We start from the raw sequence: 12,400 nt of genomic DNA, 5'->3' as shown, positions 1-12,400 counted from the left end.
CGCACCAGACTAACGGCGCAGAGCCTGTGGTTTCCCGGCCTCCACGGGCTGTGTGGAGTCCAGATGCGCCCAGACGATCAGCCGATGGCTGTGCCCCCACTCCGGTTCACACGTGGTCAGTGTGAGGTAGCGGCCCGGACGCGTGTACCCCGACTTACGTGGCACAGGGTCGATCACCTCGATGTCCGAGGGCACAGTTTTGTAAGGGCCTTTGTCGATCCGGTACGTGAACCACGTCGCCCCGTCCGTCAGCACCACCGCGTCCCCCTGGCGCAGCCGGGGAAAGTCCTTGAAGGGATCGCCGTACGTACGCCGGTGACCGGCGACCGCGAAGTTGCCCTTCTGCCCGAGGCGCGCGGTGTTCGCGTAGTGGCCGAGGCCCTTCTTCAGCGTGTCGGTGGCGGTGTTCTCCAGGACCGGCTTGTTCCACGTGAAACCAAGCCTGGGGATGTACATGATCGCGAAGGGCTTCCCGCTCTTGTACGGCGGCGGCGTCGGCACCGGGCCTCCGGAAGCGGCCCTCGCGCCTGGCTCGGTCACGGGCCGCACAGTCCCCTGGGACCACTGCTCCTGGAGCTGATCGATCTGGTCGTCCATGACGTGGTCGGCCTTCACGCCGGTCCAGAACAGCACATAGACGACGAACAGCACGATCAGGGCGCCGATGGTGATGCAGAGCTCGCTGAGTGTCCTGACGATCACCCGCACCGACACAGGGCCCCCCGGCGGCTACTCCACAGGCTTCGCGTACTGCAGATCCACTGTGCCCGAGTAGCCCGGAAGAGTCACCCGTCCGTCCTCCTCGACTTTCCAGCCGAGCCCGTAGACGTTGACGTACACCATGTAGTTCTGGATCGCCGGGGACGCGGTGAGCGCCTTCTGCAGCTTCTCCGGGTCACCGACCGCCGTGATCTTGTACGGGGGTGAGTAGACGCGGCCCTGAAGGATCAGGGTGTTGCCCACGCAGCGCACGGCACTGGTGGAGATCAGCCGCTGGTCCATCACCCTGATGCCCTGGGCGCCGCCCTGCCACAAGGCGTTCACCACCGCCTGGAGGTCCTGCTGGTGGATCACCAGGTAGTCGGGCTGCGGCTCGGGATAGCCGGGGAGCTTGGCGGTGGCGTTCGGCGGTGCGTCGTTGAGGGTGACCGAGATCGCCTTCCCCCTGAGCTTCCGCGTGCCCGCGTTCTTCTCCAGGGCCGCCAGCTTGGCGTCCTCGGCCTTGGTGCTGCCGTCGTCCCGCTCGGCGAGTGACTCGATGTCGTGGCGCACCCGCGCATTGGTTTCGTCCAGCTCGCCGTTCTTGCGGCTTCGTTCCTGGATGAGGTCAGACAGCTTCAGAAGGGACGTGTCTGTGCGGATATTGGTGCCCTTGGCCGTATTGAAACTGGTGACGAAAAGGAGTCCCGCGAGAGCGAAGACGCCCACCGTGAGCACTCGCACCGGCCGGAAACCTCGTCGGCGGGCAGGACTGGATCCGGTCCCGGGGGTGTCGGCAGAATTGCTCAACGTACCCTTATCTCCTTCAGCACCGCGGAAGCACTACGCTAACGGACGCCCGGGGGAGCGCTAAGGGTCCCCTTGTACGCTGCCTCCGAGCCAGCCCACGTTCCCTGCGCGGCCACGCAGCGCATCGACAGGAGAGACCCTCGTGCCGAAGTCACGTATCCGCAAGAAGGCCGACTACACGCCGCCGCCGGCGAAGCAGGCGACCGCCATCAAGCTGACCAACCGGGCCTGGGTCGCGCCGGTGATGCTGGCCATGTTCCTCATCGGCCTGGCCTGGATCGTCGTCTTCTATGTGACCGACGGTTCGCTGCCCATCGACCAGCTGGGCAACTGGAACATCGTGGTGGGCTTCGGCTTCATCGCCGCCGGATTCGGTGTCTCGACGCAGTGGAAGTAGCGGCCTCGGGCAGGTGAACGCACCTCTGCCCAGGGCTATCCACTGAGTTATCCACAGCTGCTGCCCACTTATCCACACAGTGGGGAAAAGAAAAGACGATCTGTGGATAACCCCTCGGACGTTGACGCCGGTGTGACTGACTGACCGGCAATCGAAGGCACGTTCGCCCCCTGTTTGACCTGCGGAAACGTCGGTCGATGACAGGGGGCGCGGCTGCGCCCGCACCGTATGCACAAGATCCGGCACACACTGTGGACAATAGGCCGCCCACGTGGCCTTTTGTCGCCGCTCAGGAGAGCTGGGCCGTCCTCAGTACTGTCATGATCACGATGACTGCCAGAACCGCCGCGCAGGTGCCGTACTGGATCAGCGCCCGGCGCTCACGCGGGGCGTGCAGCATGGCGTAGCCGGTGATCACGCCCGCGACCAGGCCGCCGATGTGGGCCTGCCAGGAGATGTTGAATCCGGGGTTGAAGGTGAAGATCAGGTTGATCACCAGGAGCGCGATGATGGGCCGCATGTCGTAGTTGCGGCGGCGCGCCAGGACGGCGGTGGCGCCGAAGAGGCCGAAGATGGCTCCGGAGGCGCCGAGTGTGGCCGTGCTCGGGGACGCGAGCAGATAGGCGAGTGTGCTGCCCGCGAGGCCCGAGATGAAGTACACCGTGAGATAGCGAGCCCGGCCGAGGGCCGCTTCCAGGGGGCCGCCGAGCCACCACAGACTGAGCATGTTGAACCCGATGTGCCAGTACTCCTGGTGCGTGAACATCGAGGTCACCAGCCGGTACCACTCGCCTCCGGCGACGCCCTCGGTCGGGGTGAAGGGCGCCGGGGGCCAGGCGCCGACCAGCACCAGGTGGTTGAGCAGCGACGGGGAGACCTGGACCGCGATGAACACGGCGAGGTTGATGCCGATGAGGATCTTGGTGAAGAGACGGGGATCGGCCACGACCGTGCCGCCGGCGAGGGTGCGGGGCTGGGCGGCGGTCGCGGCGTGGCCCGTGCCGGAGCCGTCGCGGACGCAGTCGGGGCACTGGAAGCCGACGGAGGCGCTGACCATGCACTCGGGGCAGATCGGGCGCTCGCAGCGGGTGCAGCGGATGCCGGTCTCCCGGTCCGGGTGCCGGTAGCAGCCGGGCAGGCTCCGGGCACCCTGCGAACTGCCTGCCGCCTGGTCCATGACATCCCCTAAGTCGTCGTACGCACATGCATCCGCCCCGCCCATCCTTACGGATGAGCGGGGCGATTGGTTCCTTGGGGCTCCGCCTCGTCGGAGCGGGCTCTGCCCTGTCGGGGTGGGCTCAGCTCTGGCGGGTCTCGATGACGACCGACTCGATGACGACGTCGTTGACCGGGCGGTCGTTGGGCCGGGTCGTGGGGACGGTGGCGATGGCGTCCACGACTTTCTGGCTGGCCGCGTCGGTGACCTCGCCGAAGATGGTGTGCTTGCGGGTCAGCCAGGCCGTCGGGGAGACGGTGATGAAGAACTGCGAGCCGTTGGTGCCCGGGCCGGCGTTGGCCATGGCCAGCAGGTACGGCTTGTTGAAGGAGAGGTCGGGGTGGAACTCGTCCTCGAACTCGTATCCCGGGCCGCCGATGCCGGTGCCCAGGGGGTCACCGCCCTGGATCATGAAACCGCTGATGACGCGGTGGAAGACCGTCCCGTCGTAGAGCTTCTTGGTGGACTTCTCGCCGGTGGCCGGGTGGGTCCACTCGCGCTCGCCCTGAGCGAGCTCGACGAAGTTCCGGACCGTCTTGGGGGCGTGGTTCGGCAGAAGCCGGACTTCGATGTCGCCGTGGTTCGTCTTCAGGGTGGCGTAAAGCTGCTCGGCCACGATCTGCCTTCCGTTGTCTTCCTGTGCCCCACCGATCCTTGCACGGTTCGTGCCGTGCGTCGCCCGGCCCCCACCCATGTGTCCGGCTTCGACGGTTTCGCTTGGAGAAATCCGGTCGAGTGCGTCCGGGCCGGGGGCGCGGCGCGTCGATCCGTGGCATTGTCGACGACAAGCTCCTGTTGCCCTGTATTCATCCGCTATTGCATGTGATCGGATCTTGAACAGTTCTTGATCGGAGATGGTCCGGGGGCAGCCGTTGACCCGGATGCCCGCCCTCACATGCCCGGGCCCGTCCGGACAGGCATGATCCGTAAAAGGGTGGAAAGTCGAAATACCGTACGCCACCGAGGAGGAGGATCCCGTGACCCGCATCGACAGCGTGCGCGCCGCGACCGGCTCGGCGAAGGACAGCGTGCTGCACGCCGCGGAAGTGGTGGCGCCCTACGCCGACACGGCCAAGGACAGGGCCGCGCACTACGCACACGAGGCACGCGTACGGCTCGCGCCGAAGGTGACGCAGGCCGCCGAACAGGCTCGTGTCCAGTACGGCGCCCATCTCGCGCCGCGTCTGGACCAGGCCCGCTCGCAGGCTCTCGCCCATGTCCCGCCGAAGGTCGACCATGCCGCACACGAGGCCGCCGCACGTACTCGCAAGGCCGCCAAGCAGGCCGCCGACTACTCCCGGCCGAGGCTCGAGCATGCAGTGGCCACGGCCGGACCCGTCCGGGAGGAGGCGGCCGCCCGCAGCGCCGCCGCGCTGGCCGCCCTGCGCGGTCAGGTCTCGCCGAAGGAGATTCAGAAGCTGATCCGCAGGCAGCAGCGGCGGGCGCGTGCAGGTCGGCTCGCGAAGGCGCTGGCCATTGCGGGCGTCGTCGCCGGGGGCGCCTTCGCCGCCTGGAAGTGGTGGGACAAGCAGGCCAATCCGGACTGGCTGGTCGAACCGCCTGCCGCGACGGAGGTCCCGGAAGGGAGCAGGCTGAGCTCGGTGGACGGCAGCGGCCAGTCCGTCCTCGACCCCGAGGTCCAGGCCAAGCAGGCCGAGGAGGAGGCCGCACACCGCGACGAGGAACGCTGACTTCCGCTGACCTTCCACCGGCGCGGCCGGGCGTGCCGTGGGGCAGGAGACCGTGAGTCTCCTGCCCCACGGCGTTGCGGTGAGGGGACGGTTTCACGTGAAACAGAAAGACTCCCCTGCGAAATCGGGCGCCGGCGTCGGCCTACTGCCCAACTCCCGTCTTGGTGCGGACGGTTGGTCACCCTCATCGCACGAAAAACCCCTCCACCCGCGTTCTTGCAGGTGGAGGGGTTGTGTACGTGGAGCCTAGGGGAGTCGAACCCCTGACATCTGCCATGCAAAGACAGCGCTCTACCAACTGAGCTAAGGCCCCGAGGACGGACATCCGCCGGAAGAACCACGTACCGGTGGGCGTCGCAGACCAGAGTACCGGGTCACCCCCCGAATTCCGCAAAAAGGATTGGGGGTCCCCGTCGACGACCACTCTCCGTAAGATGCTCCGCGTGGTTCGCTACCGCGAAGCACGGTTTTTGGGGAAGCGATGGGGAGACGCAATGGACGCCGCACAGCAGGAAGCGACCGCGAGAGCGCGGGAACTGCAGCGGAACTGGTACGGGGAGCCGCTGGGGGCGCTCTTCCGTAAGCTCATCGACGATCTTGGTCTCAACCAGGCTCGTCTCGCGGGGGTACTGGGACTGTCCGCACCGATGCTGTCGCAGCTGATGAGCGGTCAGCGGGCGAAGATCGGCAACCCCGCGGTGGTCCAGCGGGTGCAGCTGCTGCAGGACCTGGCAGCGCAGGTCGCGGACGGCAGTGTCAGCGCGGCCGAGGCGACCGACCGCATGGAAGAGATCAAGAAGTCGCAGGGGGGCTCGGTGCTCAGCAACACCACACAGACGACGAGCAGTTCGGGAGCGCCCACGGTCAAGCGGGTCGTCCGTGAGATCCAGTCGCTGCTGCGCTCGGTAGCGGCCGCCGGAGACATCATCGACGCGGCCGACACCCTCGCCCCGACCCACCCGGAACTGGCAGAGTTCCTCCGGGTGTACGGCGCCGGCCGCACCTCTGACGCCGTCGCGCACTACCAGTCCCACCAGAGCTGAACCAGCGGCCCGGTCACCGAAGGGGGTTCGGCAACCGGGCCGACGGCAGAAGCCACGCGAGGGGGGCATGACGACGGCACGGCAGGGGTCGTATCGCTCGTCGCGGGGGAAGCAAGGGGGTAACGGGGGGAACCGAAGGGGGAGGAGCGACGCACAGCCATGGGTGAGGTCTTCGCCGGACGGTACGAACTGGCCGACCCGATCGGACGCGGAGGTGTCGGCGCCGTCTGGCGTGCCTGGGACCACCGCCGCCGACGCTATGTGGCCGCCAAGGTTCTTCAACAACGCGACGCCCACTCCCTGTTGCGCTTCGTCCGCGAACAGGCGCTGCGGATCGACCACCCCCATGTGCTCGCACCCGCCAGCTGGGCCGCCGACGACGACAAGGTCCTGTTCACCATGGACCTGGTCGCCGGCGGCTCCCTGGTCCACCTCATCGGCGACTACGGCCCCCTGCCGGCCCCCTTCGTCTGCGTCCTGCTCGACCAGCTCCTGTCCGGGCTGGCCGCGGTGCACGCGGAAGGCGTGGTCCACCGCGACATCAAGCCCGCCAACATCCTGCTGGAGGCCACCGGCACGGCACGGCCCCGGCTGCGGCTGTCCGACTTCGGCATCGCGATGCGGTTGGGCGAACCGCGTCTGACGGAGACCAACCTCGTGGTCGGAACGCCCGGCTACATCGCACCTGAGCAGATGATGGGTGCCGAACCGGACTTCCCCGCCGACCTGTTCGCCGTCGGACTCGTCGCGCTGTATCTGCTGGAGGGCGCCAAGCCGGACGCCAAGGCCCTCGTGCAGTACTTCGCCACCCACGGCACCCCGAGCGCGCCCCAGGGCATCCCCGAGCCGCTCTGGCAGGTCGTCGCGTCGATGCTCCAGCCGGACCCCCAGGCCCGCTTCCGCACGGCCACCGGGGCACGTAAGGCGCTCGCGTCCGCCGTGGAGCTGCTCCCGGACACCTCCCCCGACGACGAGCTGATCGAGATCTTCGACCAACTCGGCCCACTCCCCGCGGGCTTCGCCCCCGAAGGCCCTCTCAAGCAGGCACCGGGAGTGGACCCAGGCCGGACGGCTTCCGTGACGAGACCTGCCCGGGCGGGGGAGGGAGACGGGGGAGGAAGTCTCCCGAGCGGGATTCCGGCCGCCGGATTTCCCGGGGCCGGGACGACCGGAGCCCGGGCGACCGGGGGAGATATGACCGGGGGAGGTGGCCGAGACTCCAGCCGAAGCGAGCACGGCTTGCCACCCGGACACGGCATGCCGTCCGGGCAGGGGAGCGGTCCTGCGGCGGGCCGGGCCGGCGGGGAGCCCAGTGGGAGTCCCGGTGCGGGGCCCCGGGCGGCGTGGCCCGGCTCCGTTGGGTCGGGCACGGACTCGGGCGGTTCCGAGTCGGGACAGGTCGGCTCCGGCCTGGACGGATCGGCTTGGGCGGACCGGGTCGACTCCGGCCCCGGCGGCTGGTTGCCGGATGACTCGGCGGGCTTTGCGCCCGGCGGCTCGCTGCCGGGCAACTCGGCGGGCTCGATGCCCGGAGGTTCCGGCTCGTCCGAGCGAAACATCACTGGTTCGCCAGGAGAGGCAGGAGAGGAGCGCCTCGACCCCTCTGCCGGGGGCGGGTCCTGGCCGTCCGGTGCGGGCGACTACCGCTGGTCCGAGACGGGCGGATCCAACCCGTCCGGCTCGCCCGCAGGCGTCGTACCCAACGATCCACGCCACGGCACCGGCCCGCTCCCTGAGCCGTACAACAACCCTGCGCCCCGCCCCGCCGGTGCCTCTTTCCACCCCTCCCACGCTGACGTCCCCCCGTCCGGCCCTGCCTCCCGTCCGCCCGCCGACAACCCCGCAGTTCCGCCCCCACCCTCGGAACCCCCCACCCCCGCCCAGCCGACCCCCATGTCGGACACCGGCAGCTTCCACCTCCCGCCGCCCCAGTCCACGACCTCCTCGCCCCGGGCACCCGTCACACCGGTCACGCCCCCACAGCAGCGATACCCCCAGCCCCACCCAGCCCCACAGCCACAGCCACAGCCACAGCCACAGCGGAGGCCACCACGCCACGCGGCCCCCCTCTCCGCCCATGACCCCACTCACGTGCTGTCCTCCCCCCAGCGGTCCGCACCTCGGTACTCCGCTCAGCACGCGCCGGTGCCGACACCGTCGCGACACCAGCGTGCTGAACCCTCTACTGCTTCGTACACCGCCGAGGTCCCGCAGGTTCCGCCTCCTGCACAGGCAATTTCGCGGTCGCCGCGCCGCTCAGGCCCGCCCGCCCAGGTGGCGATCGCGATCCTGCTCGTGGCACTGGCCTGCTACGCCGTGGGGTTCTGGGCCCTGACCCGCCTCTGAACACCCACTCCAAGCCCACAACGCCGCATGGCCGCGCCTCCCCGCACCGCCCTTCACCGCGCGGTCAACCCGCGCCGCGCACCCGCAAGCGCACCCGGAGCCCGCACATCCCCACGCCCCCACACCCACCTACCAGCCCGCCCCCGCGCCCCCTCTCCTCCTCCGCCGCCCCGCCACCATCCACACCCCAAGCCCCATCAGCAACGCAGTCCCCGTGCCGATCCCACCGGCCGCAAGCAGCCTCATCGCGGTGTCGTCCCCCGCGGCCGTCCCGCTGTTCCCCGCGGCCGCCGTCTCCCGTCCCTGTGCTGCCATGGCCTTGAAAACCCCCCGCGGCTCGGACTCCCCCGCGTACTCAGGACCGGCCGTCGCCGTGCCCGTGACCCGTATGCGCAGGGTCAGGTCGAAGGGGCCCTCGCCGAACCGGTCGGCCACCTGCTCCGAGAGGTGGACGACGAGGTAGTAAACGCCAGCGAACCGCATGCCGCTCACGCGGTCGGAGACGTCGTACCGGTTGGCGTAGGCGACCGGCGGCAACGGTTTGAGCGCGGCCGCCCGCTGGCTGCCGTCGTAGACCGCGCTCACGTCGTCGACCAGGCCGCGCGCGGGGTTGTAGAGGGACAGCACCAGCGCCCTGGACACGAGGCCGTTGTCATCGCCGGAACTGCCCAGTTCGGCGGTGGCGTAGAGCTGTCGGCCCCAGTCCACGGGCACCGCGTAGAACAGCGTCTGTCCGGGGACGATGTCGTCGCGCCAGGCCCCCTGCTCCACGGATGTCGCCCCGGTGAAACCGGAGGCGCCCGCACGGGAGACGGCTTCGCCCGTCACGGGTGCGGGTGACGCGGAGTTCCAGACATCGGGCGCACTCGTCGCACCGGCCTCCTTGAGCCCCGGCTCCGACACCGTGGCGAGCTCCAGCCCCCAGTCATCCGACGAGGACCCCGCTCGGTGGACGCGCTCGACGAGGACGTAGTACGCGCCGGCGTCGCGACACCGCGTCGACCCGGCGCGCGAGATGTCGCGTGCGCCCAGGGCGGTCAGGGGGTGGGGCCGGCGGTCGGTGCCGACACTGGCGGTCTCGATGGAGCAGGAATGGCTGTTGGCGTCCTGGACGGACACCTTGATGCCGTCGGTGGCGGAGACGGTCGTACCGGAACCCGGCACGGCCGTGACGGACACGTACACGTTCGACGAGGCGTCGACGTCGAGGCGGTAGTAGAGCCTGCCGTCGACGGGGAGGGAGCTTCGATACGTCGCACCGGGCGCCAACGCGGTGGCGTCCCCCGTGCTCGTCGCACCGTTCACCGACCGGGCGTCCGCGTCGAAGCCGTAGGAGCTCCACGGTCCGGCCGCCGACGCGGACGGCGTTTCCGACCCCACCGCCGCCAGACACAGCACCGCGCCCACGACGGCGACCCGCCCGACGCCGACCCGCCCCAGGCCGAGGACCATCCGGCGGGCGGCCGTGCGCAGAGACCCCGAGGAACGACCACCCCCGTGCCGCCTCCACCCGGTACGCCGCCCCATGACCCGCCACCCCACTCGTCGTTGCCCGGACCGTCCGACCGCCTGACCGTGTGTCCGTGTGTCCGTGTGTCCGTGTGTTCACGTGTCCGTGTGTTCACGTGTCCGTGTGTCCGTGTGTCCGTGTGACCGTCGCCCATCCTGCCCCGTCGGCACCGTCCCCATCCGCGCATTCCGTACGAGCGTCCGAAACACCCGGCACCAGCGTCCCGCCCTGTCCGGCCCTGCCACAGGACCCGCGCCCCCGCAACAGGGAGCCCGGGTGGCACAGCACCCGGGCAACACAAAACCCCGACCGCGAGGGCGGCCGGGGTCTGTTCAGAATCGGTCGGTACTCACGAACCCGTGGGCACGGAGTCAGTCGCCTCCGTCCACAGATCCTGCTCGGCGCGATCCGCCTGGATCTGGCGGTACACGAGGAGCCCGCCGATGGCGGCCAGTGCGACCAGGAGAAGCTTCTTCACCGCGCGACCTCGTCTTTCCTTGACGTAGGGGACCTCTGGCGCCCGACTATACACACCGACCGATACCGATCGGTGACCTGCGTCGGGCCCCAACTCCCGTCTGCTGCACCGCAGTACAAGCGGACCACCAGGCTCCACTCAGAGGGTGACCACACCCGTACATACGGTGATTTTTTGGTGCTCTCCTACCTGATCCTCTCTTTTTCGGCCTTCTTGCGTCCATTCGAGTGGTGTTCATCTGAAGATCGACGCGCCACGGGCGTCGGTCCGCCACTTCGTCGCCCCCATACACATCATGAGGAAAGTACGCAAATCGCCCGACCCGAAAGTGAGGAACCATGGCCCAGAACAAGGTCATGAATCTGTGGACCGCCATCGTCACCGCCTTCCTCGCGCTGTGCACGGCGCTCGGACTCATCACGACGACCGCAGCGGCGGCCGTACCGCAGACCGGGACGCCCCGCAACAGCACCCCGCACGCGACGGCACCGGTGCTCTCCCCCGGCTCCTCGCCCTGGTCCCACGTAAGGTCCCTGCCGCCCACGATGAAGCAGCGCATCCGCGCCGAAGCCCACGGCAAGACGCCCAGCTGCCGGCACCGCTCACCCGTGGACGTGGACATGAGCACAGACGCGAACGCGACCGCAGGCTCGGACACCACCACCACCGCCCAGGCCCAAGGGACCGCCACCCAGGTCCAGGGGACCGCCACCCAGGCCCAAGGGGCCGCGCCCTGCGCGCCGACCGCGCCCGCAGCAGAACCCCTCGCATCGAACCAGCACTGACGGACCGTGTCCGAGCACGGACGACTCGCCGCAGCATGCACCACAACCCAGCAGACGCCCTTCCACGGCCGGGTCACGGCACCCGTGTGCACAGCAAGCACCGCCGCGTGTGACCGACCCCTGATGCGAACGGCGTCCGCCCCCACAACCTGCATGCTGACCCTGATCAGACGCCGTCAAGAGCGGATCGGAAGCCCTGTGACCAGAGGGCGAGGAGGAACTGTGCACCATGACGAGGAACTGTGTGCCGTGACAAGCAACCGCGCACCTCGCAGCCGAAGACCGGCGCCCCGTCCACACCGCCTGACGCGACCGGCGGCCGATGCCAGCCGCACAAGCCAAAAACCCCCGGCCCATGTGGACCGGAGGTCTTCGTGCTGGTGGGGCTAACAGGATTTGAACCTGTGGCCTCATCCTTATCAGGGATGCGCTCTAACCAACTGAGCTATAGCCCCGCCGCGCTCTGCGGTGTATGTCCCGCGCGCTGACCCCTGAAGATTAGCGCACGACGCGGGCAGTCCCAAAATCGGTTCTCGGCTGACCGTCACCGGAGGTTTGACGTGGTGCTCACTCGTCTTCGGCCAGTGTCAGTTCGACGCCGCCGACGAAGCCGGCGGAGAGGTTGTAGATGAACGCGCCGAGCGTCGCGAGGGCCGTCGCGAGGACGACGTCGATGACCGCGATGATCGCCGTGAACATCAGCACATTGGGCAGCGACAGGAAGGACTGCAGGTCGAAGCCGTTCGACTCGTTCGAACCGGTCGCCTCCGAGATCGTGCTGCCGACCGTCGAGAAGACGCCCATCGCGTCCATGACCATCCACAGCACCGCGGCCGCCACGATCGTGCAGATGCCCAGTGCGATGGAGAGCAGGAAGCTGACTTTCATCACCGACCACGGGTCGGCCTTGGACACGCGCAGCCGTGCCTTGCGGGTGCGGGGCGTGGTGCGCGCGCCGGTGCGCGGACGCCGTACGCCGCCCGGCTGCGCCTGTGCCTGCGTCGGGTAGGCCTGCGGCGGGTGGTAGGGCCCGGTGGGCTGCTGCGGCTGTCGTTCGCCCGGCAGCGGAGACGCCGCCTCGGGCGATGTCGGCTGGGCCGGCGGCTGAGCCTGGGCGCCCGGAGCAGCCGTGGCCTGGCTCGCGCCGGTGGCGTGCCGTTGGGCCTGCGGACCTCGGGTGTCCGTCACAGTTCCCCCCTGGGATCCATGCGTGTCGGGCGAGCGCGACTCGGTCGCGGAAGGCTTGATCGCCTGCAGGTTGGTCGTATGCGGGTCGGTCAGACGCGCATCGGTCGTGCGTGAGTCTGTCGTACGCGCGGCGGAGCCACGGCCGCCGCCGTCCGTCTCCGAACCGGCCGTGGGACCGGTCGGGGTTCCGGTCGGTCCGGCACCCGTGGCTCCGCTCACGATGACTCTCTCCTCGCG

Annotated in this window: 12 protein-coding genes and 2 tRNA genes; 5 read left to right on the top strand and 9 right to left on the bottom strand. The window is 69.1% G+C overall.

The features are described 5' to 3' along the window. Window positions 1-9: 9 nt before the first annotated feature. Window positions 10-708 (bottom strand): class E sortase, encoded by a 699-nt coding sequence (locus tag ACIBK3_RS25830; RefSeq protein WP_399369187.1) that lies wholly within the window; start codon window positions 706-708, stop codon window positions 10-12. Window positions 709-729: 21 nt separating this feature from the next. Continuing rightward, window positions 730-1,509: a DUF881 domain-containing protein gene (locus ACIBK3_RS25825; RefSeq protein ID WP_399369185.1), complete on the bottom strand. Its 780-nt coding sequence runs from the start codon at window positions 1,507-1,509 to the stop codon at window positions 730-732. A 142-nt stretch (window positions 1,510-1,651) separates the two neighbouring features. Between ACIBK3_RS25825 and crgA the strand changes: the two genes are divergently transcribed. Continuing rightward, complete coding sequence (gene crgA, locus ACIBK3_RS25820; RefSeq protein WP_030665812.1) at window positions 1,652-1,906, top strand: cell division protein CrgA; 255 nt, start codon at window positions 1,652-1,654, stop codon at window positions 1,904-1,906. A 289-nt stretch (window positions 1,907-2,195) separates the two neighbouring features. Here crgA and ACIBK3_RS25815 read toward each other — a convergent pair whose 3' ends face one another. Beyond that, window positions 2,196-3,083, bottom strand: coding sequence for a rhomboid family intramembrane serine protease (locus ACIBK3_RS25815; RefSeq protein ID WP_399369183.1), 888 nt, complete (start codon window positions 3,081-3,083; stop codon window positions 2,196-2,198). Window positions 3,084-3,204: 121 nt separating this feature from the next. Further along, window positions 3,205-3,738 carry a peptidylprolyl isomerase gene (locus tag ACIBK3_RS25810; RefSeq protein WP_399369181.1) on the bottom strand — a complete coding sequence of 178 codons (534 nt, stop codon included), beginning with the start codon at window positions 3,736-3,738 and terminating at the stop codon, window positions 3,205-3,207. A 361-nt stretch (window positions 3,739-4,099) separates the two neighbouring features. Here ACIBK3_RS25810 and ACIBK3_RS25805 point away from each other — a divergent pair, with 361 nt between their 5' ends. Then, window positions 4,100-4,813 (top strand): DUF5324 family protein, encoded by a 714-nt coding sequence (locus tag ACIBK3_RS25805; protein ID WP_399369179.1) that lies wholly within the window; start codon window positions 4,100-4,102, stop codon window positions 4,811-4,813. Between the two features lie 240 nt (window positions 4,814-5,053). Here the strand turns inward: ACIBK3_RS25805 and ACIBK3_RS25800 are convergent. After that, window positions 5,054-5,126 (bottom strand) — tRNA-Ala (locus ACIBK3_RS25800). Window positions 5,127-5,307: 181 nt separating this feature from the next. On the opposite strand from ACIBK3_RS25800, the gene ACIBK3_RS25795 reads away from it, so the two are divergent. Then, entirely contained in the window at window positions 5,308-5,856 is a 549-nt protein-coding gene (locus ACIBK3_RS25795) for a helix-turn-helix domain-containing protein (protein ID WP_399369177.1), read from the top strand. Between the two features lie 159 nt (window positions 5,857-6,015). Next, window positions 6,016-8,202: a protein kinase gene (locus ACIBK3_RS25790; protein ID WP_399369176.1), complete on the top strand. Its 2,187-nt coding sequence runs from the start codon at window positions 6,016-6,018 to the stop codon at window positions 8,200-8,202. Window positions 8,203-8,331: 129 nt separating this feature from the next. On the opposite strand, the gene ACIBK3_RS25785 is transcribed toward ACIBK3_RS25790, so the two are convergent. Continuing rightward, on the bottom strand, window positions 8,332-9,729 hold the full coding sequence (locus tag ACIBK3_RS25785) for a hypothetical protein (RefSeq protein WP_399369174.1): 1,398 nt from the start codon (window positions 9,727-9,729) through the stop codon (window positions 8,332-8,334). A gap of 332 nt (window positions 9,730-10,061) precedes the next feature. Then, on the bottom strand, window positions 10,062-10,190 hold the full coding sequence (locus ACIBK3_RS25780; protein WP_003999697.1) for a DLW-39 family protein: 129 nt from the start codon (window positions 10,188-10,190) through the stop codon (window positions 10,062-10,064). 338 nt (window positions 10,191-10,528) lie between these two features. Between ACIBK3_RS25780 and ACIBK3_RS25775 the strand changes: the two genes are divergently transcribed. Beyond that, a complete protein-coding gene (locus ACIBK3_RS25775) occupies window positions 10,529-10,975 on the top strand; it encodes a DUF6344 domain-containing protein (RefSeq protein ID WP_399369172.1) in 447 nt (148 codons plus the stop codon). Window positions 10,976-11,353: 378 nt separating this feature from the next. On the opposite strand, the gene ACIBK3_RS25770 is transcribed toward ACIBK3_RS25775, so the two are convergent. Together ACIBK3_RS25770 and ACIBK3_RS25765 are read right to left on the bottom strand one after the other, a co-directional pair. Beyond that, window positions 11,354-11,430, bottom strand: a tRNA-Ile gene (locus ACIBK3_RS25770). A gap of 112 nt (window positions 11,431-11,542) precedes the next feature. Continuing rightward, entirely contained in the window at window positions 11,543-12,382 is an 840-nt protein-coding gene (locus ACIBK3_RS25765) for a DUF3566 domain-containing protein (RefSeq protein ID WP_399369170.1), read from the bottom strand. Window positions 12,383-12,400 lie beyond the last annotated feature (18 nt).

Source organism: Streptomyces sp. NPDC050287 (assembly GCF_044459385.1).
Lineage (GTDB): Bacteria > Actinomycetota > Actinomycetes > Streptomycetales > Streptomycetaceae > Streptomyces.
The sequence above is the reverse complement of the archived record's forward strand: the minus strand, read 5'-3'. Positions and strand labels throughout refer to the sequence as shown.